The organism is Mycolicibacterium duvalii (genome assembly GCF_010726645.1).
GTDB classification, from domain to species: Bacteria; Actinomycetota; Actinomycetes; order Mycobacteriales; family Mycobacteriaceae; genus Mycobacterium; species Mycobacterium duvalii.
Genome location: NZ_AP022563.1, coordinates 1,003,564 through 1,027,938, shown reverse-complemented (window position 1 = coordinate 1,027,938; position 24,375 = coordinate 1,003,564). Strand labels below are relative to the sequence as shown.

Genomic DNA, 24,375 nt, shown 5'->3' with positions numbered 1-24,375 from the left:
ATCACGTCAGAACGCGGGCCACGGTATCGGCCGCCGCCGGTCCGGCGTGGGCATCACCGGGTTGCGCAGCAGGCCAACGACTCTGGCCCGCAGCGCGGCGACCTCGCGCGCGGTGATGTGTTCGCACAGCTCGGCGCCGAGGGCGCCGCCGAGCTCGTCGTCCAGCCGCTCGACATCGGCCAGCACGGCATCGTCGACAGGCTTACCGGCCCAGCCCCACAGCACGGTGCGCAGCTTGTCCTCGACGTGCAGCGTGACCCCATGGTCGACGCCGTAGACGTTGCCGTCGACGCCGCACAGCACGTGGCCGCCCTTACGGTCGGCGTTGTTGATCACCACGTCGAACACCGCCAGCCGGCGCAGCCGGTCGTCGTCGGCGTGCACGAGCGTGACCTCGTCGCCGGCATAGTCGTAGGCCTGCAACACCGGCAGGAACCCGGCCGGCACCGAGCCGGCCGGCAGCAGATCCACCAGGTCCGGACCGGAGGTGTCGTCGGCGGTCTCCTCGGTGTCGGCCGGCTGGTCCACCCAGCGCTGCAGCATGCCCGGGCCGGCCGGGCCATCACGAATAATGGTGTAGGGCACTACATTCCAGCGCAATGCGGCCGAGACCAGATAGGCGGCGCGCTCCCGCCCGGCCAGGGTGCCGTCGGGGAAGTCCCACAGCGGCGCCTCCCCTGCGACGGGCTTGTAGACACAGTGCACGCTGCGGCCGCCCAGCGCCGCCTCGCACAGGAACGTCGCATTGCTGGCCGACCGGATCCGGCCGATCACGGTCAGCTCGCCGCACCGCAGCACCTGGCCGTCGTCGGTGCCCGGCTCAGGCAAGGTCGTCATCGTCGGCGCCACCGAGCGCGCCCCGTCGGTAGCCGTTGGTGCGGACACAGATGTGGCCCTCGGGGTCCAGCGGCTCGTCGCACAGCGGGCAGGGCGGTCGTCCGGCCGAGATGACCCGGTTCGAGCGGGTCGCGAACTGGCGGGCCGACTCCGGGGTGAGGAAGACGCGCACCGCGTCGGGGCCCTCCTCGGCGTCGTCGAGGACCACCGAGGCATCGAATTCGCTGTCGGAGACCGCGAGCAGTTCGACGACCACGGTCTGCGCCTCGGAGTCCCAGCCCAACCCCATGGTGCCGACCCGGAACTCCGCATCGACCGGGGTGATCAGCGGGGACAGATCCTCGACCTCACCGGTCTCCGGCGGGATGGGCGTGCCGAAGCGGCGGTTGATCTCGAGCAGCAGCGCGTCGATGCGCTCGGCGAGCACGGCGACCTGCTGCTTCTCCAAGATCACCGACACCACCCGCTTGTCGTGCACGGCTTGTAGATAGAAGGTGCGGTTTCCCGGCTCACCGACGGTGCCGGCCACGAAACGGTCGGGTGTGCGGAAGACGTGGATTGCGCGGGCCATGGCAGTTCCAAAATACCGGGTTAATCCGTCGACCCCCCGACGACGGCGTCGCCGGGAGGGACTTTTTCCGGTGCCACCAGCGCCGAGTTCAGCGCCGGGCCGGTGTGGTTGACATGGATGACGAACGGCCGCAGCGCGGTGTACCGGATGACGCTGACCGAGGCCGGGTCGGCATTGATGCGCTGAAAACTGTCGAGGTGGGTGCCCAGCGCATCGGCCAGCACCGCTTTGATCACGTCGCCGTGGGTGCAGGCGATCCACAGCGCGTCACCACCGTGCTCGTCGGCCAGCCTGCGGTCGTGCTCACGCACTGCGGCCACCGCGCGCGCCTGCACCGCGGCCAGGCCCTCGCCGTCGGGGAACACCGCGGCGCTCGGCTGCTGCTGCACCACCGCCCATAGCGGCTCCTTGACCAGCTCGCCAAGCTTGCGGCCGGTCCACGCCCCGTAGTCGACCTCGCTGATCCGTTCGTCGACGACGGGTTCCAGCTGCAGCGCGGTGGCCAGCGGCGCCACCGTGCGCTCGCAGCGGAGCAGCGGCGAGCGCACGATCGCTCGGATCGGCAACGTACCGATCCGCTCGACCAGCGCGTCGGCCTGCTCGCGGCCGCGGTCGTCGAGGTCGACCCCGGCCGACCGACCGGCCAGGGTGTGCGCGGTGTTGGAGGTGGAGCGGCCGTGCCGCACCAGCAGCACGGTCATATCGGGGCCACCACCCCGGCGCCGAGCAGGATCAGTACCACCACACCGAGAATGATGCGGTAACCGACGAACCAGTACATGCTGTGCCGGACCAGGAACCGTAGGAACCAGGCCACCGCGGCGAATCCGACGACGAAGGCGATCAGCGTGGACACCAGCAGTTGCGGCCCGGTCGCGCTCATCCCCTCGCCGACCGGGGCGAACGCGTCGGGCAGCGAGAACAGCCCCGAGGCGAACACCGCGGGAATGGCCAGCAGGAATCCGAATCGCGCGGCCACCTCCCGGTTGAGGCCCAGGAACAAACCGGCACTGATGGTGGCGCCCGAGCGGGACACGCCCGGCAGCAGCGCCAGGCACTGCGCCAAGCCGACCAGGACGGCGTCCTTCCAGGTCAGCTGCTCGACCCGGCGGGTCTGCCGGCCGAGGTACTCGGCGGCGGCAATCACCAGCGAGAACACGATCAGCGCGGTCGCGACCAACCACAGGTTGCGCGCGCCGGTGCGGATCGTGTCCTTGAACAGCAACCCGATCACGCTGATCGGGATGGTGCCGATGATGACCCACCAACCCAGCCAGTAGTCGGCGTTGCGGCGCGCGGCGTCGAACATTCCGGCGAACCACGCGGTGACGATGCGGCCGATGTCGCGAGCGAAGTACAGCAGCACCGCGGCCTCGGTGCCGAGCTGGCTGACCGCGGTGAACGACGCTCCGGCGTCGCCGTCGAAGAAGACCCGCGAGGCGATCGCCAGATGGCCCGAGGACGACACCGGCAGGAATTCGGTGAGCCCCTGCAACACCGAGAGAACGACCACCTGCAGCCACGACATCGCAGGCAGCTCGGTCACGACGACGACCGTACCGTGAGGGGCTCAGCGCAGCGTGTCAGGTACCGCCCTGCGCCTCGGCGACCGCGTCGCGCACGGCGGCGACCAGGCTGCGCTCGTCGGTGAAATCGATGTCGGTGATCTTGCGTGTTGCCACAGCGACGACGTCGTCGCTGTCGGGGACCAGCGTGCGCAGACGCGGTCGGTAGAGCTCGACGATCAGCTCGTGGTGTTCGACGTGGAAGGAAAAGGCGCGGCCGTCCCCGGCCTGGCCGAAACCACTGGCGTGCAGCCCGGTCGTGATGTCCTCGACTTTGAACTCCTGACCGGGGGTGTCATCGTCCCGAGCGAGGGTCATGAGGGCCACGATACCGTCGCGGGCACCCCGCGTCGGCGCGGCACCGGCCCGGTTCCGGTCACGACCTTGCATAGACTGACCCTCCGATCAGCTCTGCCCACGATGTCGACCGGAAGTACCCATTGGCCCGCCGTTCAAACCTCAAGCAGTTGCTCGCGCGTGTCGGCGCGGCCGCGTCGGCCGTCGCAGTGCTGGCCGCATGCTCGTCCAACCCGATTGAGGCGCCGCCGCCGACCATCACGCCGGCGCAGGCGGCGGACTCCCCGCCGGCATCGGCTGCGCCGCCCGGGGACGTGATTCCGCTGACCGCGTCGGGCGGGACGGTGCAGGCCGCCACATTCGACGGGGCGACCGGGTCACTGGTGGTGTTGTCGGCCGCCGACGGAAGGTCCGCGGTGACGATCCTGGGATCGGACGATCAGCCCGCGACGGTGCCGGTCGACGCCGCGGCCACGGCGATGACCGGTCACGACGGCGTGGTCTTCCTCGCCGCGCGCGGCGGCTACTACCGCGTCGACCTGGCCGACCGGGCCGTGAGGCGTTTCGACGTCGCGGATCGTCGGGACACCGAGTTCACCGCGATCGCGCGCCGCGGGGACGGCCGGCTGGTGTTGGGCAGCGCCGACGGCGCGGTGCTCACGCTGGCTGACGAGACCACGGTCGGCGCCGAGGTCACGGTCTTCGCGCGGGTGGATGCCATCGTCACCCGGGGCGACACCGCGGTCGTGCTGGACCGCGGGCAGACATCGGTGACGACGCTGAGCCAGGACGGTTCCGCCAGGCAGCAGTCGCTGCGCGCCGGCGACGGTGCGACCACGATGGTCGCCGACGCCGCCGGCTGGGTGGCGGTTGCCGACACCCGCGGCGGTGAGCTGCTGGTCTACGGCGTCGACCCGCTGATCTTGCGGCAGCGCTACCCGGTAGCCGGCGCCCCGTACGGGTTGGCCACCTCGGCCGACGGCTGGGCCTGGGTAGCCCAGACGGCGACCAACACCGTCGTTGGTTACGATCTGGCAACCGGAATCCCCGTCGAGAAGGTGCGTTATCCGACCGTGCGGCAACCCAACTCACTGGCCTTCGACGACGCGTCGGGGACCCTGTACGTGGTCTCCGCCGCGGGGGACGGTGTGCAGGTCATCAGGTCGGCGGAAGGGGCGCAATGAGTTCCGCACGAGGACCGATGCCGGCGGCCTGGCATCAGGCAGTGGCCGAGGACTCCGGTGAGTACGAGTGGATTCCGCTGCGGCTGCCCCCGGACGTGACCCGGGTCAGCGCGTCGGTGCGGTTGTCGATCGAGGCGGAGTACCGGGGTTGGGAACTGACCCGGGTGAGGTTGTACACCGACGGCAGTCGGCGGGTGTTGTTGCGGCGCAAGAAGCGCGCCGACACCACGCCGGGCCCCGACCAGCCCGGCCTCTGATGTACGGGGTGTTGCGGCGGGGCCTGTTCCTCGTCGATCCGGAACGGATCCACACCGCGGTGTTCGCCGGCCTACGCGCCGCCACGGCCACCGAGGCAACTCGAAACATGCTGCGGCGCCGCCTTTCTCCACACGACCCGGCACTGGCCAGCACGGTGTTCGGAGTACGGTTTCCCGGGCCGCTGGGGCTGGCGGCCGGCTTCGATAAGGACGGCCTGGGGATACGCACCTGGGGTGCACTGGGATTCGGTTACGCCGAAGTCGGCACCGTGACCGCACGGCCGCAGCCCGGCAACCCGGCCCCGCGGCTGTTCCGGTTGCCCGCCGACCGCGCCCTGCTCAACCGGATGGGCTTCAACAACCACGGCGCCGCGGCACTGGCCGCGCAGCTGCGACGCCACGTCGCCGACGTGCCGATCGGGGTCAACATCGGCAAGAGCAAGGCGACGCCGGCCGATCAGGCCGCCGATGACTACGCCGAGAGCGCCCGGCTGCTCGGACCGTTGGCCGCCTACCTGGTGGTCAACGTCAGCTCACCCAACACGCCGGGGCTGCGCGACCTGCAATCGGTCGAGTCGCTGCACCCGATCCTCACCGCGGTACTGCGCGAGACCTCGACGCCGGTGCTGGTCAAGATCGCGCCGGATCTGGCCGATGACGACATCGCCGCGATCGCCGACCTGGCGGTCGAACTCGGGCTCGCCGGGATCGTGGCGACCAACACGACGGTGTCGAGAGCAGGTCTGCACACCGCCGGCGTCGACGCGCTGGGTCCCGGCGGGGTGTCGGGGCCACCGGTGGCGCACCGCGCCCTGGAGGTGCTGCGCGCGCTCTATCAGCGGGTCGGCGACCGCCTGGTGCTGATCAGCGTCGGCGGGATCGAGACCGCGGAGCAGGCGTGGGAACGCATCACCGCCGGCGCGACGCTGCTGCAGGGCTACACCGGGTTCGTGTACGGCGGCGGGCTGTGGGCCAGCACCATCCACGCCGGCATCGCCCGCCGCCTGCACGAGGGCGGCTTCCCCAGCCTCACCGACGCGGTCGGCTCAGCGGCACGCTGAAGAGCTACTTCTGCTCGTAGGTGCCATGGATCAGGGCCCGGGCGATGGCCTGGTTGAACAGGTTGAAGCCGAGGTAGGCCGGAGTGGCGTCGGCGGGCACGTCGAGCTTCTCCACCCCGACCGCGTGCACGGCGACGATGTAGCGGTGCGGCCCGTGCCCGGGCGGCGGCGCGGCACCGATGTAGCGCTTCAGACCGGCGTCGTTGGCCAACGTGACCGCATCACCGGGAAAGCCGCTCGCACTGCCGTCGCCGACTCCGGCGGGCAGCTCGGTGACCGTCGCGGGCAGGTTGAACACCGCCCAGTGCCAGAACCCCGACGCCGTCGGCGCATCGGGGTCGAACACGGTGACGGCGAAGCTGCGGGTCTGCTCGGGGAATCCCGACCAGCTCAACTGCGGTGACACATCGGACCCGCCGGCGCCCATGATGCCGCTGACCTGATCGTTGGCCAACGGTCCGCCGTCGGTGAAGGACTGCGAGGTCACCGTGAAGGTGGGCAGTTCAGGCAGGAAGTCGTAGGGGTTGTAGGGAAATGACACAGCGGGCCATACCTTTCTCTCGAATGCGGTTGATCAGCAGTGCAGCAGGAAGTGTTCGAGCACATCCGCGCCGAACCTCAACGCGTCGACGGGTACCCGTTCGTCGACTCCGTGGAACAGCGCGGCGAAGTCGAGGTCGGGCGGCAGCCGCAGCGGCGCGAAGCCGAAGCAGCGAATTCCCAAGCGGGCGAAGTGTTTCGCATCGGTGCCACCGGAAAGCATGTAGGGCACGGTGCGGGCCTGCGGATCGGCGGCCAGGATCGCGTTGTTCATCGCCTCCAGCAGCTCGCCGTCGAACGGCGTCTCATAGGACGGCAGGTCGGTGACCCATTCGCGCATCACGTCGGGCCCGATGATCTCGTCGACCTCCCGTTCGAAGGCCGCCAACCGCCCCGGCAGCACCCGGCAGTCGACGATGGCCTCCGCGGTGCCCGGGATCACGTTGGCCTTGTAGCCGGCCTTGAGCATCGTGGGATTGGCGGTGTCCCGCAGCGTCGCGCCGACGATCCGCGCGATGCCCCCCAGCTTGGCCACCGTGCCGTCGAGGTCGGGCGAGGACGGGTCGAACGCGTAACCGGTTTCCTCGGACACCGCGGCCAGGAACTGTTCCACCGATTCGGTCAACACGACCGGGAAGCGGTGCCGCCCGAGCTTGGCGACCGCCTCGGCGACCGCGGTCACGGCGTTGTCGTCGTGCACCATCGATCCGTGCCCGGCGCGCCCGCGGGCGCTCAGCCGCATCCACATCATCGCCTTCTCGGCGGTCTCGATCAGGTAGAGCCGACGCTCGCCACCGTCACGGCGTGGCACGGTCAGCGAGAATCCGCCGACCTCCCCCACGGCTTCGGTGACCCCGGCGAACAGGTCGGGCCGGTGCTCGACCAGCCACCGGCAGCCGTAGTTGCCCCCGGCTTCCTCGTCGGAGACGAACGCGAAGACCAGGTCGCGCGGCGGCACGATGCCCGACCGCTTGAAGTGTCGGGCCACCGCGATGATCATGCCGACCATGTCCTTCATGTCGACCGCGCCGCGCCCCCACACATAGCCGTCCTCGACGGCGCCGGAGAACGGGTGCACGCTCCAGTCGGCGGCCTCGGCGGGCACCACGTCCAGGTGGCCGTGCAGCATCAGCGCTCCGCGCGACGGGTCCGCCCCCGGCAGCCGCGCGAAGACGTTGGCCCGCCCCGGCGCGCCGGCCTCGACGTACTCGCACTCGTAGCCGACCTCGGCCAGCTGGTCCGCCACCCAGCGCGCGCATTCGGCCTCGCCCATCGTCGTCGCGGGGTCGCCGGTGTTGGAGGTGTCGAAGCGGATCAGGTTGCTGACGAGATCGACGACCTCGTCGCTGGGTGTCGGTGCGGGCGTCACAGTCCCTTTCCTACCACTGTCGGCCATCCGGCCCGCGGCTCCGGCGCACCCGGCCTCGGGTTTGGTGCCGGGATGGCCGATCCGATAGCCTTAGCTGCCGCACAGCAGGTCCGAGTGGCGGAATGGCAGACGCGCTAGCTTGAGGTGCTAGTGCCCTATTAACGGGCGTGGGGGTTCAAGTCCCCCCTCGGACACTCAGAATGGCCTTTGATGGACACCACCAGAGCTTCGGCCCCGGCCCGCGAACTCGCTCTCGACCTCTTCCGATCCGCCGCAGTCATGCTCGTCGTCATCGGGCACTGGCTGTTGTCGGTGATGACCTACCGCGACGGCGCGTTCGGCCGCGACAACCCACTGGTCGTCATGCCGTGGACGCAGTGGCTCACCTGGGGTTTCCAGGTGGTCCCGGTGTTCTTCGCCGTCGCCGGCTACGCCAGTGCGGTCTCCTGGGCGAACCGGGGCCGCAACCCGTCGGCCCGACCGGAGTCGCGTCAGGACTGGGTGCGCCGGCGCGTGGCGCGCACACTCGGGCCGACCGCGGTCTACGCCGGGTTCGTCGTGCTGGTGATGGCGGCACTGCTGGCCGCCGGCATCGACGGATCGGTTCTCGCGCTCGGCGGCTGGGCGGTGGCCATGCATCTGTGGTTCCTGGCCGTCTATCTGATGGTGGTGGCGCTGACGCCGGTGGCGGTGGCCGCCCACGCCCGTTTCGGTCTCGCCGTGCCGGCGGTGCTGGCCGCATGCCTGGTCGCCGTCGATGTGGTCGCCATCAGCACCGACCACCCCGGGGTGCGGGTGGTGAACTACTTCTTCTGCTGGGCGGCTATCTACCAGCTCGGAATCGCCTGGCACGGCGCGCTTCTGCGGCGACGGGTGCTGGTCGCGATGGCTGCCGTGGCCGCTGTGGCGCTGCCGCTGCTGGTGACGTGGGGTCCGTACCCGGTCGCGATGATCGGCGTGCCGGGGGTGCGGGTGGAGAACTCCGCGCCGCCGTCGGTGGCGCTGCTGGCGCTGGCCGCGGTGCAGATCGGTGTGTTGTTCGCGCTGGTTCCCGCGTTGAACCGGGTGCTCGAGCGCGGCGTGTGGCCGAAGCTCATCGCCGTGGCCAACGACAACGTGATGGCGCTATACCTGTGGCACATGCTGCCGGTGATCGTGGTGACGCTCGTCGCGTACCCGGCGGGTCTGCTCCCCCAGCCGGAGATCGGGACCGGGGCGTTCTGGCTGGCCCGGTTGCAGTGGGAGCTGGTGCTGATGGTGGTGACGGCAGCCCTGCTGGCGCTGTTGTACTGGCAGCGCCGGGTCTTCGCCCGGCCGCTGCCCACCTTCGCCGTCCCGCTGCCGGCCGTGGCCGGCGAAGCCGCGCTGTATGCCGGCACCGGGTGCTGCGCACTGGCGCTGGCGCTGTTGTCGGCCGACGGGTTCGCGCCCGGCGGCCGGTTGCCGGTGCTGGCGATGGTGCTCTTCGGCGGCGGCGCGGTGCTGGTCGCGGCGCGGCCGCGCCACGCTCAGTACACGTCGCGCACGTAGCGCTTCTCGGCCACCATCTCGCGCTTGTAGTCGCGGGCGGCGTCGGCGCTCATTCGGCCATGGGTGCGGATGATGTCGGTCAGCGCGTCGTCGACGTCGCGGGCCATCCGGGTGGCGTCGCCGCACACGTAGAAGTGCGCCCCGTCGTCGAGCCAGCGCCACACGTCCGCGCCGTAGTCGAGCATCTTGTGCTGGACGTAGATCCGCTGCCGCTGATCCCGGGAGAAAGCGAGATCCAGCCGGTTGAGGAAGCCGTCATCGACCATGTCGAGCAGGTCCTCGCGGTAGTAGAAGTTCTGCGCGCGGTGCTGATCGCCGAAGAACAGCCAGTTCGGGCCCCGGTGGCCCAGCGCACGGCGCTCCTGCAGGAATCCCCGGAACGGGGCGATGCCGGTGCCCGGACCGACCATGATCATCGGGGTGTGCGGATCGTCGGGCGGCCGGAAGTGCGGGGACCGCTGCAGGAACACCGGCACCGGCGTGCAGTCGGGCAGGTCGGCCAGGTACGTCGACGCGACGCCGCCGCGGGCGGTGCCGTCGCAGCCGCGGTAGCGCACGATCGACACAGTGAGCTGCACCTCGTTCGGGCTGACCAGCGGGCTCGAGCAGATCGAGTACTGGCGTGGCGTCAGGCGCACGAGCACCTCCTGCCACAGCTGCGGGTCGGCGCGCACCGGGAACTCGCGAACCACGTCGAGGCCGTTGCGGTCGGCCGCCCAGGCGTCGAGCGCCCGGCGGCTCTTGCGGAGCCTCTTGGCTGCCGCGGCGTCTCGACAGTGCTCGACGACGAACTCGACGAGGTTCGACGTCACCTTGCAGACGTCGTAGTGCGAGCGCAGCGCGTCCCGCAGCGTCTGCTGCCGGCCGTCGACGACGACCGCCTCGTCTGCGGCCAAACCCGTTGCCGCGAGCCAGCTCTCGACGACGAAGTCAGAATTGCGCACGCACACGCCCAATGAGTCACCGACCGAGTACGTCACGTCGTGGCCGCTGATGTCGAAGCCGAATTGCCGGACCTCCTTGGCCGCACCATCCGGGGTCAGTGGGGTGTTGCGGCACAGCGGCGCGGCCACCGGGTTCGCCCTGGTGAACACCGCGGGGGCCGCCCTCATGGCGGGCTCCGCCGGTGCCACTACGGCCGGGGTCGACATCAGGTCGACGACGGAGTCGGTCCACGCGGTCATCGGCTGCTCGTCGTAGACCTCGCAGTCGGCCCGTTCCAGCATCCGGGTCGCGCCCAGGGCGGCGAGGCGGGCATCGAGCGCCTTGGCGTGGCCGCAGAAATCGTCGTAGGAGCGGTCCCCGATACCGAGCACGGTGTAGCGCACCCCGTCCAGCGAAGGGGCGGCGGCTGATTCGAGACGCTCCCAGAATGCCGCGCCGTTGTCCGGAGGGCCGCCGTCACCGAACGTGCTCGTGACGATCACGACCTCGCTCGCCTCGGACAGTTCGGTCGGGTCGACATCGTCCATGACGCGCAACCGGGCTCCGCTGAGGCGCTCCCCCAGCCTGGCGGCGAGCTCCTCGGCGGTACCGGTCTGTGAGGCCCACAGCACCAGGGGCCCGCTCTGCGGCGTCGCAGACGGCGCGGCAAGCTCGAGCCGCGAGTAGCGTCCCGCGAGTAAGCCGTTGACCCAGAGCCGGGCCCGCGCACCGACCGGGGCGTCGCTGGGCAGCACCGGGACTCCGGGCCGCCCTTGGTCCAGACCAGCGAGAAATCCTGCGACGTACAACTTCTCGTCGTCGCTCAGCTCGGCAGTGCCGTCGTCGGCCGGAACCGGCGTCACCCGCACCGCGCACACCTTGAACTCGGGCTGCAGTGAGTCCGGGTCGACCGCGTCGTTGGTCAACGCGTTGACGGTCAGGTTTTCGCCCTGTTCGTCGTTCCAGTGGAACGGCACCCAGGTATTGCCGGGCCGGACCCGCTCGGTGAGCGCCGCGGGAAGCACTACCCGGCCGCGGCGGGTCGTCAGCTCGACGGCGCCGCCTTCGCGGACTCCCAGTGCCGCTGCATCTTCGGGGTGGATCTCGGCGAACGGCCCGGGATGCAGCTTGGCGAGCTTGGTGACCCTGCCGGTCTTGGTCAGGGTGTGCCAGTGATGCTGCAGCCGGCCGGTGTTCAGAACCATCGGGTAGTCGTCGTCGGGCAGTTCGGCGGCGTCCATATGCGGCCGGGGGTGAAAGACCGCACGCCGTGACGGGGTCGGGAAGGCCAGCCGGGGACGCTGCCCGCCGGCGGTGGTGTGCAGGTCCTGGGAGACCCCGTCGTTCAGATACCTGATCGGGTTGCGGTCGTCGGCATCCTCGGACGCGCAGGGCCATTGGACCGGGCCTTCCCGCAGCCGCTCGTAGGTGACACCGCGCAGGTCGTAGCCGGTACGGGGGTTGTGGAAGCGGCGGATCTCGTCGAAGATCTGCTCGCTGGACTTATAGTCGAATGCGGCACCGAAGCCGAGCTGCTGGGCCACGCCGCAGATCAGCTCCCAGTCCGGTCGCGCGTCACCGGCCGGCGCAACGGACTGCTGCAGCAGCGTGAGGTTGCGGTCGGAGTTGACCATCACCGCGTCGGACTCGGCCCACAGCGCAGCGGGTAGCACGATGTCCGCGTAGCGGTTGGTGGCGGTGTCGGCGTAGACGTCCTGGGTGATCACCAGTTCTGCCGATCGCAGCCCGTCAACCACCGAGCTCCGGTTCGCCACGCTGGCAACGGGATTGGTGCAGATCACCCACACCGCTTTGATGTCACCGCTGCCCAGCTTGCGGAACATCTCGACGGTGCCCGGTCCGACATCGGGTCGCAGCGTACCGGGTTCGAGATCCCATTGGCTTTCGACGAACGCGCGGTCCTGCGCCGAGAGCACGGTGCGCTGCCCCGGTAGACCCGGGCCCATATAGCCCATCTCGCGTCCGCCCATGGCGTTGGGTTGACCGGTCAGCGACATCGGCCCGCTACCCGGGCGGCAGATGGCCCCGGTGGCCAGGTGCAGGTTGCAGATCGCGTTGGTGTTCCAGGTTCCGTGCGTGCTCTGGTTCAGACCCATCGTCCAGCAGGAGATCCAGTCGCCCGCCTCGGCGATCATGGCGGCGGCGGTGCGGATGTCGGCCTCGTCCAGCCCGGTGATCTCGGCGACGCGGGCCGGCGGATAGTCGGCGAGGAACTCAGGCATCGCCTCCCACCCCTGCGTGTGCTCGGCGATGAAGTCCTCGTCGACGGCGCCCTGTTCGACGAGCAGATGCAGGATCCCGTTCAGCAGGGCCAAATCGGTTCCGGGACGGATCTGCAGGAAGAGGTCGGCGTGGTCGGTGGTGGTGGTTCGCCGTGGGTCGACCACGATCAGCTTCGCACCGGCTTTGAGCCGGTCGGCCATCCGCAGGTACAGGATCGGGTGGCAGTCGGCCATGTTGGAGCCGATGACGAAAAACAGATCGGTGCAGTCGAAGTCGGTGTAGGAGCCGGGGGGACCGTCGGCGCCCAGCGACTGTTTGAAACCGGTGCCCGCGCTGGCCATGCACAAGCGGGAGTTGGATTCGATGTGCACGGTCCGGAGGAAACCCTTGGCCAGCTTGGTCGCCAGGTACTGCGCCTCGATCGACATCTGTCCCGACACGTACAGCGCGACCGCGTCCGGGCCGTGTTCGTCGATGATGCCGCGCAGCTGCCGTCCCGCCTCGGCCAGTGCGTCGTCCACGTCGACCGCCACCGGGTCGGTGTCCCGCGACGGCCGTAGCAGCGCCGTGGTCAGGCGGCCGTCGGTGGCGGCCATCATCTCGGCGTGGGTCGCGCCCTTGGTGCACAGGCGGCCGAGGTTGGTGGGGTGCAGTTTGTCCCCGGACACCCGGGCGATGACCGGGGCACCCGTCGCGGGGTCGGTGCGGGTCTCGACCGAGATCCCGCACCCGACCCCGCAATAGGAGCAGGCGGTTCGTGTCATGTGCCGCTTACACGCCCGCCCGGCCCATCCGTGTGCTCTTGCGCAGGTAGCAGAACCACGTGACGCCGAGCAGCAGGATGAAGAAACCGACGTAGAACTGCAGGGCCGGCTCGATGTTGCCGAACTGGGACTTCGACCATGCGTAGGCCAGCGGCACGACGAATCCGCCGAACGCGCCGACCGAGGAGATGATCCCCAGCGCCCCGGCGGCCTGGCGCCGCATGTGCACCATCGTCTCCGGTGCGCCGCCGGCATCTTCGCCTTTGATCCGGAAAATCTTCGAGATCATGCGGTAGGTCGACCCGTTGCCGATGCCCGTCGCGACGAACAGGAACATGAACGACACGAAGAACAACGCCAGGTTCGCCGTCTGCACCGACCACAGACTGACCGCGGCGCCGAATGCGAGCATCGCGAAGCTGACGAACGTGATCCGTGCGCCGCCGATCCGGTCGGACAGCCAGCCGCCGAACGGCCGTGCGATCGAGCCGATCCCGGCACCCAGAAACGCCCAGGCCAGTGCGATGTCACCGCGGTCGAACACCGTCTTGAGCAGTGTCGGGAACGCCGCGGAGTAACCGATGAAGGACCCGAAGGTGCCGATGTAGAGCAGCGACATGATCCAGGTGTCGGCGTGCCGCAGCGACTCCCAAACGGGTTTGACGTCGGCCCTGGCCTCGGTGAGGTTGTCCATGAACAGGAACGCGCACACCGCCGCGGCGACGGCGAACGGTACATAGAACAGCCCGGCCAGCGACAGCGCCACACCCCCGCCGACGGTGACGACCACGGGAATGACCTTCTGGACCACGGCGACACCGATGTTCCCGCCGGCGGCGTTGAGCCCCAGCGCCCAGCCCTTCTCCTTCTCCGGGTAGAAGAACGAGATGTTGGCCATCGATGAGGCGAAGTTGCCGCCGCCGAACCCGGCGGTCGCGGCGATCAACAGCAGCAGCCCGAACGGGATTCCGGGGTTGCTGACCGCCCACGCGAGCAGCAGGCACGGCACCACCAGCAGCAGCGCCGAGATCACCGTCCAGTTGCGGCCGCCGAACACCGGAACGGCGAACGTGTAGGGCAGGCGCAGGAACGCACCGACACCGCTGGGTACCGCAACCAGCCAGAGCGCTTCGGTGGCGCTCAGCGCCCAGCCCGAGGCCGCAGCGGCACCGTCGGGGCCCGCGGTCATCTGCACGACCACGATGCTCCACAGCAGCCACACCGAGAACCCGATGTGCTCGGCGAAGATCGAGAAGATGAGGTTGCGGCGGGCGATCGGCTTGCCGGTGCCCGACCAGAAGTCGGGGTCCTCGGGGCGCCAGTCGTCGATCCAACGCTTGCCCTTGTGGGTCTGCTCGGCAGGAGGTGCGCCCACGAGCACCTGCATCGAATCGTTCTCCGTGATGGTCATCGAGTCTCCTGGGATGCGGGTCCGCGTTCTTCCCGGCGGCGCCGTTCGGACTGCCCTCAGTGAACTGACCGGCCATTCCGCACCCGTTGCACGTCAGTGACCACGGTGAAAACTCGCCCTCACATCGCCGGACACCGCACCGTGAGGCGTCGGTGCGCGTGTGAGCAGTGCGCGGCTATCCGGGAATTACGTAACGGCGTGGCGATTATCGGGGCGTTTTCCGCCGTGCCGTTACGCAACTCGCGTCGGCGGCCGCTAGAGGATGCTCCGATCGAGGATCGTGCCGGCGCCGCTGGCATCGGCGAGCGTGGCCCCCGACGGGCTCGACAGCGTCACGACGAAGCTCTCGGTGCTCTCGGCCAGCGTGTCGCCGAACACGACCACGCTGATCGTCTTGGTCGTCTCGCCCGGCAGGAACGTCAGCGTGCCCGACACCGGGGTGTAGTCGCTGCCGCCGGTGGCCGTGCCGTCGGATGTGGTGTAGTGCACGGTGACGGTCTGATTCGTCGGGGCGGTCAAGGCCACCACGAACTGGGCGAGCACCCCGGAACCGCCGTCGGCGAAGTCGAACTGCAGAGCTTGCAGATACGCCATCTTGTCGGTGTTGACGGTGTTCCAGTCGTCGGCCAGGATCCCGCCGGTGTCAGTGGAATTCGGATTCCACGACCAGAACGTCCACGACATGTCCTCGGTGCCGGCCGCGATGTCGATGCTGCCGTCGTTGTCGAAGTCACCGGACAGATACGACGTGATCGCCTCGAACCACACGACGTCTTTGGGGTCGGTCAGCCGGGTGCCGAACTCGCCGAGGTAGATCGGGGCGATGTTCTGCTCGTAGATGTAGCCCCACATCTGCTCGAACTTGTCCGGCAGCGCCACACCGAAGTCCGAGCTCTGGAACCACGGCTGGTTGTACACCGAGTTCGGGTAGTCGTGAGGCGAGTAGACGACCCGGTTCGGCACGTCCAACACGATCGGGCGGTCCCTGACCCCCATCAGATTGCCGCCCCACCAATATGATTGGCCCTGATACTGGGCGACACCTTCGACGAAGATCAGCCATCCGGAGTTCACCGACAGGATGGCGTTGCCCGCCCGTTCGGCCGCGGCCGCCCAGTCGGTGGCTCCCCCGCCGCCCCAGGTTCCGTTGTGGGGTTCGTTGTGCAGGTCGGCGCCGATCACCGTCGGGTCGTCCGCGTAGCGCTGCGCCAGCATCGTCCAGTCGTCGATCCAGGCGGCCTCGGTGTAGGCACCCTCGTACCACAGCCCGTTGCCGTTGGGTCCGGCTCCGGCGCTGCTGCGGTGGTGATCGAGGATGATGCGCATCCCGAGCTCCCCGGCGTAGTCGACGATCTTGTCCATGATCTGCAGCGGGCTCAGACCGGCCAGGTCGGGGTTCTTGTGAAAGTCGATGCCCGACGGCGCGGCGGTGGTGTGCAGCATCTGGCTGGAGTAGGCCAGCCGGATGGTGTTGAAGTCCAACGCCGCCATCTGGTCCATCATCTCTTTGTAGTTGCGCGTCCAGAGGCCGTGCGGGGCGAAGATGTCGCTCTCCATGCCGAACCAGTTCACCCCGGCGATCTGCACCGGGTTGCCCGCCGCGTCGACGATCTGGTTGCCCGCGGTCTGGAAGTAGCCGGCCGCCGCCGAGCTGCCCGGCGCCCCCTCGAGCACCGAGGCGTCGGAGATGCTCAGCGACACCGTGCCGGGCAGGGCGACGTCGTCGGTGATGGTCCCGACCGCCGACCCGTCGCCGATGGTCGCACCGCTGGGATCCGACAGCGTCAGCGTGAAGGTCTCGTTCTGCTCGACATCGGTGTCGCCGGTGATGGAGACCTGGATCTGCTGGGACAGCACGCCGGGCGCGAACGTCACCGTTCCCGAGGCGGCGGTGTAGTCCACTCCTGCAGTCGCGGTGCCGGCCGCCGTCGCATATGTGACGGTGACCGGATCGCTGGATGCTTTCGACAGCGTCACCAGGAACGTCATCTGCGTGGCGCCGTCGGACTCGCCGGCCGAGGCGTCGGCCACCGAGATGATCGGCTGGGCTGGTGTCGACGGTTGGCCGTTGACGGCGAAGTTCGTCGCCGTCGCCGACGCACCGCCCGGCGACGCCTGGAATCCGAAGCTGACGCTCTGTCCGGCGGCGACGCTGGGGTTCCACGGGGCGTTGCGCACCACGTAGCGGGTGCCCACCCGGTCGACGATCTCGGCGTTCCAGATGTTGCTGATTTGCGCCGGGGAGTCGAATTCGACCGTCCAGCCGTTGAGTGCGGATGACCCCGCGGTCACCGTGACCGCACCGGTGAAGCCCGAACCCCAGTTGTCGGTCACCGCGAACACCGCCGACGCACCGCCGGGCGCCGGTGCTGCGACGTCGTCGTTGGCGATGGTGCCGACGGCGCTGCCATCGGCGATGGTCACGCCGTTCGGGTCGGACAGCGTCAGCGTGAAGGTCTCGTCCTGTTCGACGGCGGTGTCGCCGAGGATCGGTACGGCGATCTGCTGGGTCAGCTCACCGGCAGCGAAGCTCAGCACGCCTGAGGCCGCGGTGAAATCGCTTCCTGCGGCGGCGGTTCCGTTCGATGTCGCGTAGGCGATGCTCACCGGGGTCGCCGACACCTTGTCCAGGGTCACTGTGAACACCATGTTGGTGGTGCCCGTGTCGGTCTCGGTGACGCCGGCATCGGCGACGGTCACCTTCGGCGCCACCGGCGCCGGGTCCGGCCCGATCGGCACACCGTTGACCACGAAGTTGGTGGCCGTGGAAATTCCGCCGGCGGTGCCTGCCTGGAAGCCGAACTCGACCGCCTGGCCGGCGGCCACCGCCGCGTTCCAGGACGCATTGCGCACCACGTAGTGTTCGCCGGTCCGGCTGACGAGCTCGGCGTTCCAGATGTTGGTGATCAGGGCCGGAGTGTCGAATTCGACCGTCCAGCCGTTCAGCCCCGACTCTCCCGCGGTGAGTGTGACCGCGGCGACGAAGCCGGCGCCCCAGTTGTCATTGACCACATAGGTCACCGATCCCGACCCCGGTTGCGGGGCGGCACCGTCGTCGTCGGTGACGGTGCCGATCGCGGTGGCGTCGGCCAGGGTGGCGCCGGTCGGGTCGGACAACGTGACGGTGAAGCGTTCGTCGGCTTCATCAGCGGTGTCGGCGGTGACGGCGACGTGGACCTGCTGGCTGGTCACCCCGGGCGCGAAGGTGAGGGTGCCCGAGGCCGACGTGTAGTCGGTGCCGGCGGTCGCGGTGCCGTCGGAGGTGCTGTAGCGCACCGTCACCGTCGAGGCCGACGGTTTGTCCAGCGTCACCAGGAACACCGCGTGCGCCTGGCCGGTGTCGTCCTCGGTAACGGTGACGTCGGAGATGGACAGCGCCGGCGGCGGACCGACGATCACGTTGGTGGTTCCGTAGTCGTTCCACACGCCGCTGAAAGCGCCTGCAGCGGCACTGATGCCGGAGGCATAGTTGGTGGCCTGGCCGAGGGTTCCGGGGTTGTCACGCGTGACCGACCACATCGAGAGCATGCCGACACCTTTGGCCCGGGCGAAGTCCTCGAGCGCCTGCGCGTCGGCGACGGTGAACACCTCGGTGGTGACGTCATTGACGCCGATCATCGGGGTGATCCCGATCTGGTTCCAGCCGAACGCCTGACCGAACTCGGCGTAGAGGGCGCTGAGTTGAGTGTAGGTGGATTCGGCCGCCGCGATGGCATAGGCCCCCATCGTTTGGGCGTTCGGACCCGTTGTCGGAGCGGCGGATTCGCCGTAGTCCATGGCCATGATGTTGACGCCGTCGAGGGCGGCCCCGGCGTTCACGGCGCCGCGGACAACGGCAAGCCCGTCGGCGGTCAGCCCACTGGGCAGCACCGGCAGCGTGTACCACACCTCGAGGTCGGGGCGATGCTGCTGGAGCAGCCGCAGCGCCTGGCTGCCCAGCGCCACGGCGGCGGTGTCGGCGACCGCCGCACCTTCGATGTCGAAGTCGATGCGATTGAGGGCGTAGTGATCGACGATGTCGACGTACGCGTCGGCCAGCGCGGACGCACTGAGCCCGCGTGCGGCGTACCACTGCGCCAGGCTGGTGCCTGCCGCCCCGCCCAGCGAGATCATCACGTCGCCACCGGCGGCCCGTAACGCGGCGATCGACGCGTTGATCTGCCGGGCCTGCTCGAAGTCGGAGTCCGGCGCCAGTGCGGGCAGACCGGCCCAGGCCAGCGCGCCGTCCTGGGTGGCCTGCAGAAAGCCCAGTGTCAGCAGCGAGGTGCCCCGGCTCTGCGCGATGGCCAGCAGATCCGGTACCGGCCACAGACCCATGTCCACGTAGGGCGCGAAATGCGCTTCGCCCCACAGCGCGTCGCCCGGGTTGCCCGAGTTCAGGCCGGGCTGGCCGGCGACCGCGTCGTCGTCGACGATGGTGCCGATCGCGACGGCGTCGGCGAGGGTGACTCCGGTCGGCTCGGTCAGCGTGACGGTGAACGTCTCGGCTGCCTCGGTCGCGGTGTCGCCGATCACGTCGACGTGCAGCAGTTGCATGGTCACCCCGGGGGCGAACGTCAACACACCGGACGTGGCGACGTAGTCGCTACCGGCGGCCGCGGTCCCGTCGGAGGTCACGTAGCGCACGGTCACGGTCTCGGTCGGCGCCTTGTCCAGGGTCACCACGAACATGAAATGGTTGTGCGTCCCGTCGCCCTCGGCCACCGCGAGATCGGCGACCGAGACGGCCGGCGGTGCGCTCGGCGCGGTGTCGACGTCGTCGTTGACGATCGTGCCGGCGCCGACACCGTCGGCGATGGTGGCGTTGACCGGAGCCGACAACCTCAGCGAGAGCTGCTCGTCGAGTTCGACCGTGGTGTCGCCGTTGACCGCCACCGCAACGGTTTTGACGGTCTCGCCGGGCGCGAAGGTCAGGGTTCCCACGAGCGGAACGTAGTCGTCGTCGGCGACCGTGGCCGTCCCGGTGCTGGTGGTGTAGCCGACCGTCACGATGTCGGTGGCTGGGCCAGACAGTGTCACCTGGAACGACAGCGTGGTCGAACCGCTGTCCCCCTCGGCCACACTGGCGTCGCCGACGGTCAGGCTCGGCACCGGCACCGGCGGCACCGCGGCGTAGATCAGGTTCTGCCACTTGGCGCGGGCGCTGTCGTCGAGCGCGATGATATTGCTGATCTGCAGGGCTCCGACGGCGACGCCCGCCAGGGTGTAGCTCTGGTCGTTGCCGACGATCGCGATGCGGGTGGAACCGGCGGCTTCGGAGACGTCGAAGTTGTCGGCGCGGAACCAGCCGAAGTCGAGCTTGTCGACGGCCGGGTCGAACGAGATGACCGTGTGGCTGCCGTACTGCCACGAGATCTTGGTGGTGGTGCCGGTCTGGCCACTGGGCGGGGCGCCGGGGCCCGCCGCGACCGGCCACGCGGTGGTCCCGGCGACCGGGACGTTCTGCGGGCGCACCTGGGAGTCTGGCACTGCGCCGATGCCGAGTTGCTGGTTGAGCCGGTCCTCACGCACCTGTGCGTTGTGGAACACAAAGTTGCGGGCGCTCAACTGTGCGGCGGAGACGCCCTGCAGGACGAGCGCCTGCCCTGTGCCGGCGTTGGAGATCACCACACCTTCGGGGGTGTCGGTCACCGAGATCTGCTCGCGGGTGCCGTAGTAGCGGAAGTCCACGACGTCGGTGGCGGGGTTGAAGGCGACCCGGTCGATCTGGCCGAGTTCGTGGGAGCGTGCATATACGGTGCCGGGTGCGGCCACCACACCGTGCTCCCAGGCAATCGCACCCGAAAGGTCCTGGCGCAGATGGTCGTTGATGATCGGCGTGAAACTGTCGACGGTGAGCTGGCCCAGCGACACACCGCGGATGACCGCGGTCTGACCGGACCACGGGTTGCGGAATCCGACGCCTTCGGCGGTGTCGACGACGATGAAGTTGTGCACCGACACATCGCCGAGGTCGAGCTTGTCGCGGGTCGGGTCGAAGCCGTCGATGTCGCCTCCGGACGTCGTCACGTGGTACACCCGGCCGGTACCGACACTGGTGGCCGCCACCCGGGCGGCCACGACGCTGTCCGCTTCGACCAGCGTCACCGTGACGGGGACCGCGGTGGTCAGCGGGGTGACCGACCGCAGGTGCAGACCGGCATCGCGCACACCGATCACGAAGGTGTCGGCACCGGCGGTGGCGGCGGCATCGGCCCGATAGGTGAACTGCCCTGAGGTACCAAGGTGCACGGTGCCGTGGGCCGGTCCTTCCAGCACCGTGTAGACGAGCCGGTCACCTTCCGGGTCGACGGCATCGATCGTGCCGGTGACCGCACCGTCGGCGTTACGACTGACAGCAGCGACGGCCGCGGTGGGACCGTGATTGGCGAACAGCCGGTCGATCTCGCGGCGGATGGTGCCGAGGACGGCGGTGACGAACTCGAATGCCGGCAGCGGCGTGCTCCCCGTGCCGGCCGATTGGCCGATACCGAGGATCGCGAGGAACCTCGACACCAGCCGGCCAAGGCCGGTCACCGGCGTGGTCGCCGTGTCCGCGGTGTCCGGTGCCGTCAGCGTCGCGGCGGCCGTGCGGTGGTCCGCGAGGCCGGTTACCGATTCCTCGGCAGCCGGCGCTGTGAGCAGGCGCGCCTCGGCCGGGTCGTCGACGGCGGTGCGGGCCACTCGACGTGACGGCCGGACGTCGGGCTCGGCGGCGACGGCGCTGTCTCCGGCATCAGTAGCGCCGCTGTCTCCGACATCGGTAAAGGCGGTGTCGGCCCTGCGCGTGCCGCTGTCGTCGATGTCACCGCCGAAGACGGGGCGGTCACCGCGTCGGGCGGCCGGCTCGGTACGCCGCTGGGTCGGCGCCGGCTCGTCGTGCACCAGCCCGTCGGACGGCTCGTCGGGCGCGGCCTCGGGTTCCGCGGGCTCGTCGACCGTATCGCCGGCCTCGGAGTCCTCGACCTCGGCATCCCCGTCCCCGGGATCCTCCGCGGGAGCCAGCGCCGAACGGCCGCGGGTCTCCGACGCGCGACGCGTCGGTGCGTCGACGGGACTGCTCTCCGCGCGTGCCGCGCCGGCCGGCGAGTCACCGGCAGCGCTGTCGTCGCCTGGATCCGCGGCGGCGATGGCAGGCGCGGCCAGACCCACGCCCAGCGCCACAGCTAATGCACCCACTCGGCCCACGAATCGTCCGTAACCCATCAGCAACGTACTCCTGTTCGATCGAACCGCAGCGAATGCGCCGGATAACTGCCAACTCTCCGGTATCAGAGGGGGCCATTATTGACGACTAAGAAAGCATGTAACCCCACACACCTGTCGGCCGTCAAGGATTTGCCGTGATAAGTCCTGCCGACCCCGGGACAGGCACAGAAGCAAATACCTAGATCGGCCGATGGCACTGAAAACCAGCTCATAGATATGTTTTCTATCGAAATGCATATCGTTCCAGCGAACCACCATTGCGGGCTGTCATGCGCCGCAGCATGCTCGCCCAGCGCTTCCCGACACTCCCCGATGTCGACCATCCGAACAAATGGGGGCGCGATGTCAACACAATCGACAGAGGGGGCGTCGACTGGGCGCCCCACTTCGCCCAGCGGTCTGGCGAAAAGTGCATTGGCAAACTATGCAAAATTCCGCCGGTGGCGATCCGGCTAATTCAGTCCGCTCCGCTCGGCGTCCAGCGTCGGCCCGTCTGACGTCCCGCGGCGGGACCGACGCGATAATGGCCGCCGTGTCCCCCACGGTGCTGTTTCTGGTCAATGACCCCATCGCGACCGAGGCCCTTCTCGGCGAGGCCTTCGTCGACCACGGTTTCGACGTCGACGTTTTCGAGGTGGTGACGGACCAACGCGGCGACCAACCCGCCGGCGACGTCGCCTTTCCCGACCTGCGCGGCTACGACGTCGTGGTGCCGCTCGGCGCACGGTGGCCGGTGTATGACGCAGCGCTGCTCGACTCCTGGGTCGGCACGCAGATGCAGCTGCTGCGCGATGCCGCCGACGCCGGGGTCGCGCTGCTCGGCGTGTGCTTCGGCGGTCAGCTGCTGGCCCAGACGTTCGGCGGCACCGTCACCCGCTCACCGCGGCCAGAGATCGGTTGGTACGACGTGCTCAGCGACCAGCCCGACATCGTCCCCGGCGGTCCGTGGTTCCAGTGGCATTTCGACCGGTGGACGTTGCCGCCGGGCGCCAACGAGATCGCCCGGACATCCAACGCGTCACAGGCGTTCGTGCTGGGCCGAGCGATGGGTCTGCAGTTCCACCCTGAGGTCGACATCGACCTGCTGCAGGCCTGGCTCGCCGACGACCGCGACGGCGAGGTCGTCGCCGCCGGACTCGACCATGATCAACTACTCACTCGCACAGCAGATCTGACGGAAGCAACGGCACCGCGGATCCGGGATCTGGTGTCCGGATTCCTGACTCATGTCGCCGGTTCGGCACGACCCAGCTGATGTGCCAGCGCCGCACCGAGATCGGGCGCACGGAACGTGTGCTCGAGGCCGAGCAGCGTGGCCGGCACCACCCGCTGGCTCGCCTCGGCCAGTTCCCGCGCGCCCTGCTCCCCCAGCAGGATGCGGGGACCCACCGGAGGCACCGGCACCAGCGCGGGCCGGTGCAGCACGCGCGCCAGCGTCGCGGTGTACTCCGAGTTGCGGACCGGTTCGGGCGCAACGGCATTGACCGCGCCCTCGAGACGCTCGTCGAAAAGGGCACGGTGGTAGATGTCGATCAAATCGTCCAGACCGATCCACGCCATCCACTGCCGGCCGTCCCCGACACGACCGCCCAGCCCCGCGGCGAACAGTGGCCGCAACAGGTGCAGCGTCCCACCGGCCGCGGACTGCACTATCCCGGTGCGCACCTTGACCACGCGCAGCCCGGCGTCATGAGCCGGCGTGGTCGCGGCCTCCCAGTCGGTGACCACATCGGCGAGGAATCCGTCCCCCCGACCGCTGTCCTCGGTGAGTTGCGTATCGCCGCGGTCGCTGCCGTAGAAGCCGATCGCCGACGCGCTGATGAACACGCGCGGCCCGTCGTTCGCGCCGGCGGCCACCTCCGCCAGGCGCCGTGTCGGCTCGACCCGGCTGTCACGGATCTTGGCGCGGTGCGCGGAGTTGAAGCGTCCGGCGATCGACTCACCGGCGAGGTGGATCACCGCGTCGACACCGTCGAGCAGATCACCCGCCGGTGATGTCGGCGTCCACTGGCGTTCGTCGGCGCCCCGCGCCGGGCGGCGCACCAGCCGGATGACGCGGTGGCCGCCGGTGGTAAGAAACGCCGACAACGCCGCGCCCACCAGCCCCGAGGCCCCGGTGACGGCAACCACGGTCGGGGTGGCCAGCCCCGCGTCTGCCGCCCTGCGATGGGCTGCCAGATCGTCGGCCACCTGGCGATGCCGATAGACGAACATCGGCCGCAGCAGCCCGGCCGGCACCGCGGACTCGACCCGATCGCGCATGCGGGTCCGGGTGCCGTCGATGTCTTCGAAGGTGTGCGTGTGACGCCATCCGCCGGCCAGCCGGACCGGCCAGGACAGCACACCATCCGACGACAGCTCGTCGACGAATCGGTACGGCGGCTGATAGGCCGACGGGTCATGGCGCGCGACCCAGCGCAGCCCACCCGGCAGCCGCAGCACCGCCGTGCCGTCGGCCAATGACTCGGCTTCGGCGAGCGCGCGCATCGGCTGCCACGGCGGAGTCAGCCGATGGATCGCTCCTGGTCGGGTGTGCCACGTCCACACCTCGTCGCGGGGCTGGTCGACGATGCTCTCGAAATCGATCCCCACTGCTCCTCCTGGTCAGTCGTCGGTCCCTGGTTATTCGGCGC

Annotated in this window: 16 protein-coding genes and 1 tRNA gene; 6 read left to right on the top strand and 11 right to left on the bottom strand. The window is 69.3% G+C overall.

The annotated features are described in order from the left end of the window. Nucleotides 1-6: 6 nt before the first annotated feature. The 5 genes from G6N31_RS04630 to G6N31_RS04610 are packed head-to-tail and all read right to left on the bottom strand — an operon-like array spanning nt 7 to nt 3,291. A complete protein-coding gene (locus G6N31_RS04630) occupies nt 7-837 on the bottom strand; it encodes an Rv2133c family protein (protein ID WP_098003523.1) in 831 nt (276 codons plus the stop codon). Continuing rightward, nucleotides 821-1,408, bottom strand: coding sequence for an Rv2134c family protein (locus tag G6N31_RS04625; RefSeq protein WP_098003490.1), 588 nt, complete (start codon nt 1,406-1,408; stop codon nt 821-823). Before G6N31_RS04625 ends, G6N31_RS04630 begins: the two co-directional genes overlap by 17 nt. 20 nt (nt 1,409-1,428) lie before the next feature. Next, the gene (locus G6N31_RS04620; protein ID WP_098003491.1) at nt 1,429-2,109 is read right to left on the bottom strand and encodes a histidine phosphatase family protein; all 681 of its coding nucleotides are present in this window, start codon (nt 2,107-2,109) and stop codon (nt 1,429-1,431) included. Beyond that, on the bottom strand, nt 2,106-2,936 hold the full coding sequence (locus G6N31_RS04615) for an undecaprenyl-diphosphate phosphatase (RefSeq protein ID WP_098003525.1): 831 nt from the start codon (nt 2,934-2,936) through the stop codon (nt 2,106-2,108). Before G6N31_RS04615 ends, G6N31_RS04620 begins: the two co-directional genes overlap by 4 nt. A 55-nt stretch (nt 2,937-2,991) precedes the next feature. Beyond that, entirely contained in the window at nt 2,992-3,291 is a 300-nt protein-coding gene (locus G6N31_RS04610; RefSeq protein ID WP_098003526.1) for a hypothetical protein, read from the bottom strand. Nucleotides 3,292-3,413: 122 nt separating this feature from the next. Here G6N31_RS04610 and G6N31_RS04605 point away from each other — a divergent pair, with 122 nt between their 5' ends. The 3 genes from G6N31_RS04605 to G6N31_RS04595 are packed head-to-tail and all read left to right on the top strand — an operon-like array spanning nt 3,414 to nt 5,772. Further along, on the top strand, nt 3,414-4,454 hold the full coding sequence (locus G6N31_RS04605; RefSeq protein WP_179964268.1) for an SMP-30/gluconolactonase/LRE family protein: 1,041 nt from the start codon (nt 3,414-3,416) through the stop codon (nt 4,452-4,454). Then, nucleotides 4,451-4,711, top strand: a complete 261-nt coding sequence (locus tag G6N31_RS04600) for a DUF5703 family protein (protein WP_098003492.1) — start codon at nt 4,451-4,453, stop codon at nt 4,709-4,711. Before G6N31_RS04605 ends, G6N31_RS04600 begins: the two co-directional genes overlap by 4 nt. Next, a complete protein-coding gene (locus G6N31_RS04595; RefSeq protein WP_098003493.1) occupies nt 4,711-5,772 on the top strand; it encodes a quinone-dependent dihydroorotate dehydrogenase in 1,062 nt (353 codons plus the stop codon). Before G6N31_RS04600 ends, G6N31_RS04595 begins: the two co-directional genes overlap by 1 nt. Nucleotides 5,773-5,776: 4 nt before the next feature. On the opposite strand, the gene G6N31_RS04590 is transcribed toward G6N31_RS04595, so the two are convergent. Both G6N31_RS04590 and G6N31_RS04585 read right to left on the bottom strand, forming a co-directional pair. After that, complete coding sequence (locus G6N31_RS04590) at nt 5,777-6,313, bottom strand: YbhB/YbcL family Raf kinase inhibitor-like protein (protein WP_098003494.1); 537 nt, start codon at nt 6,311-6,313, stop codon at nt 5,777-5,779. Between the two features lie 33 nt (nt 6,314-6,346). After that, a complete protein-coding gene (locus G6N31_RS04585; RefSeq protein ID WP_098003495.1) occupies nt 6,347-7,708 on the bottom strand; it encodes a M20/M25/M40 family metallo-hydrolase in 1,362 nt (453 codons plus the stop codon). A gap of 81 nt (nt 7,709-7,789) precedes the next feature. On the opposite strand from G6N31_RS04585, the gene G6N31_RS04580 reads away from it, so the two are divergent. Both G6N31_RS04580 and G6N31_RS04575 read left to right on the top strand, forming a co-directional pair. Continuing rightward, nucleotides 7,790-7,875, top strand: a tRNA-Leu gene (locus G6N31_RS04580). A gap of 16 nt (nt 7,876-7,891) precedes the next feature. Continuing rightward, nucleotides 7,892-9,211, top strand: a complete 1,320-nt coding sequence (locus tag G6N31_RS04575) for an acyltransferase family protein (protein ID WP_098003496.1) — start codon at nt 7,892-7,894, stop codon at nt 9,209-9,211. On the opposite strand, the gene G6N31_RS04570 is transcribed toward G6N31_RS04575, so the two are convergent. The 3 genes from G6N31_RS04570 to G6N31_RS04560 form a co-directional block, all read right to left on the bottom strand. Continuing rightward, nucleotides 9,190-13,143: a bifunctional nitrate reductase/sulfite reductase flavoprotein subunit alpha gene (locus G6N31_RS04570; RefSeq protein WP_098003497.1), complete on the bottom strand. Its 3,954-nt coding sequence runs from the start codon at nt 13,141-13,143 to the stop codon at nt 9,190-9,192. The two genes, G6N31_RS04575 and G6N31_RS04570, sit on opposite strands and share 22 nt — an antisense overlap. A 7-nt stretch (nt 13,144-13,150) precedes the next feature. Continuing rightward, complete coding sequence (locus tag G6N31_RS04565; protein WP_179964319.1) at nt 13,151-14,530, bottom strand: NarK family nitrate/nitrite MFS transporter; 1,380 nt, start codon at nt 14,528-14,530, stop codon at nt 13,151-13,153. A gap of 279 nt (nt 14,531-14,809) precedes the next feature. Beyond that, a complete protein-coding gene (locus G6N31_RS04560) occupies nt 14,810-21,739 on the bottom strand; it encodes a Calx-beta domain-containing protein (protein WP_163722035.1) in 6,930 nt (2,309 codons plus the stop codon). A gap of 526 nt (nt 21,740-22,265) precedes the next feature. Here G6N31_RS04560 and G6N31_RS04555 point away from each other — a divergent pair. Next, on the top strand, nt 22,266-22,997 hold the full coding sequence (locus G6N31_RS04555) for a type 1 glutamine amidotransferase (RefSeq protein WP_098003500.1): 732 nt from the start codon (nt 22,266-22,268) through the stop codon (nt 22,995-22,997). Here G6N31_RS04555 and G6N31_RS04550 read toward each other — a convergent pair. Continuing rightward, nucleotides 22,967-24,334 (bottom strand): TIGR01777 family oxidoreductase, encoded by a 1,368-nt coding sequence (locus G6N31_RS04550; protein WP_098003501.1) that lies wholly within the window; start codon nt 24,332-24,334, stop codon nt 22,967-22,969. The two genes, G6N31_RS04555 and G6N31_RS04550, sit on opposite strands and share 31 nt — an antisense overlap. Nucleotides 24,335-24,375: the final 41 nt, after the last annotated feature.

What these genes read in the sequence shown, in the direction of transcription:
- G6N31_RS04630 (WP_098003523.1), bottom strand. Translation starts at nt 837, where the DNA reads ATGACGACCTTGCCTGAGCCGGGCACCGACGACGGCCAGGTGCTGCGG.
- G6N31_RS04625 (WP_098003490.1), bottom strand. Translation starts at nt 1,408, where the DNA reads ATGGCCCGCGCAATCCACGTCTTCCGCACACCCGACCGTTTCGTGGCC.
- G6N31_RS04620 (WP_098003491.1), bottom strand. Translation starts at nt 2,109, where the DNA reads ATGACCGTGCTGCTGGTGCGGCACGGCCGCTCCACCTCCAACACCGCG.
- G6N31_RS04615 (WP_098003525.1), bottom strand. Translation starts at nt 2,936, where the DNA reads ATGTCGTGGCTGCAGGTGGTCGTTCTCTCGGTGTTGCAGGGGCTCACC.
- G6N31_RS04610 (WP_098003526.1), bottom strand. Translation starts at nt 3,291, where the DNA reads ATGACCCTCGCTCGGGACGATGACACCCCCGGTCAGGAGTTCAAAGTC.
- G6N31_RS04600 (WP_098003492.1), top strand. Translation starts at nt 4,451, where the DNA reads ATGAGTTCCGCACGAGGACCGATGCCGGCGGCCTGGCATCAGGCAGTG.
- G6N31_RS04595 (WP_098003493.1), top strand. Translation starts at nt 4,711, where the DNA reads ATGTACGGGGTGTTGCGGCGGGGCCTGTTCCTCGTCGATCCGGAACGG.
- G6N31_RS04585 (WP_098003495.1), bottom strand. Translation starts at nt 7,708, where the DNA reads ATGGCCGACAGTGGTAGGAAAGGGACTGTGACGCCCGCACCGACACCC.
- G6N31_RS04575 (WP_098003496.1), top strand. Translation starts at nt 7,892, where the DNA reads ATGGACACCACCAGAGCTTCGGCCCCGGCCCGCGAACTCGCTCTCGAC.
- G6N31_RS04570 (WP_098003497.1), bottom strand. Translation starts at nt 13,143, where the DNA reads ATGACACGAACCGCCTGCTCCTATTGCGGGGTCGGGTGCGGGATCTCG.
- G6N31_RS04565 (WP_179964319.1), bottom strand. Translation starts at nt 14,530, where the DNA reads ATGCAGGTGCTCGTGGGCGCACCTCCTGCCGAGCAGACCCACAAGGGC.
- G6N31_RS04560 (WP_163722035.1), bottom strand. Translation starts at nt 21,739, where the DNA reads ATGGGTTACGGACGATTCGTGGGCCGAGTGGGTGCATTAGCTGTGGCG.
- G6N31_RS04555 (WP_098003500.1), top strand. Translation starts at nt 22,266, where the DNA reads ATGGCCGCCGTGTCCCCCACGGTGCTGTTTCTGGTCAATGACCCCATC.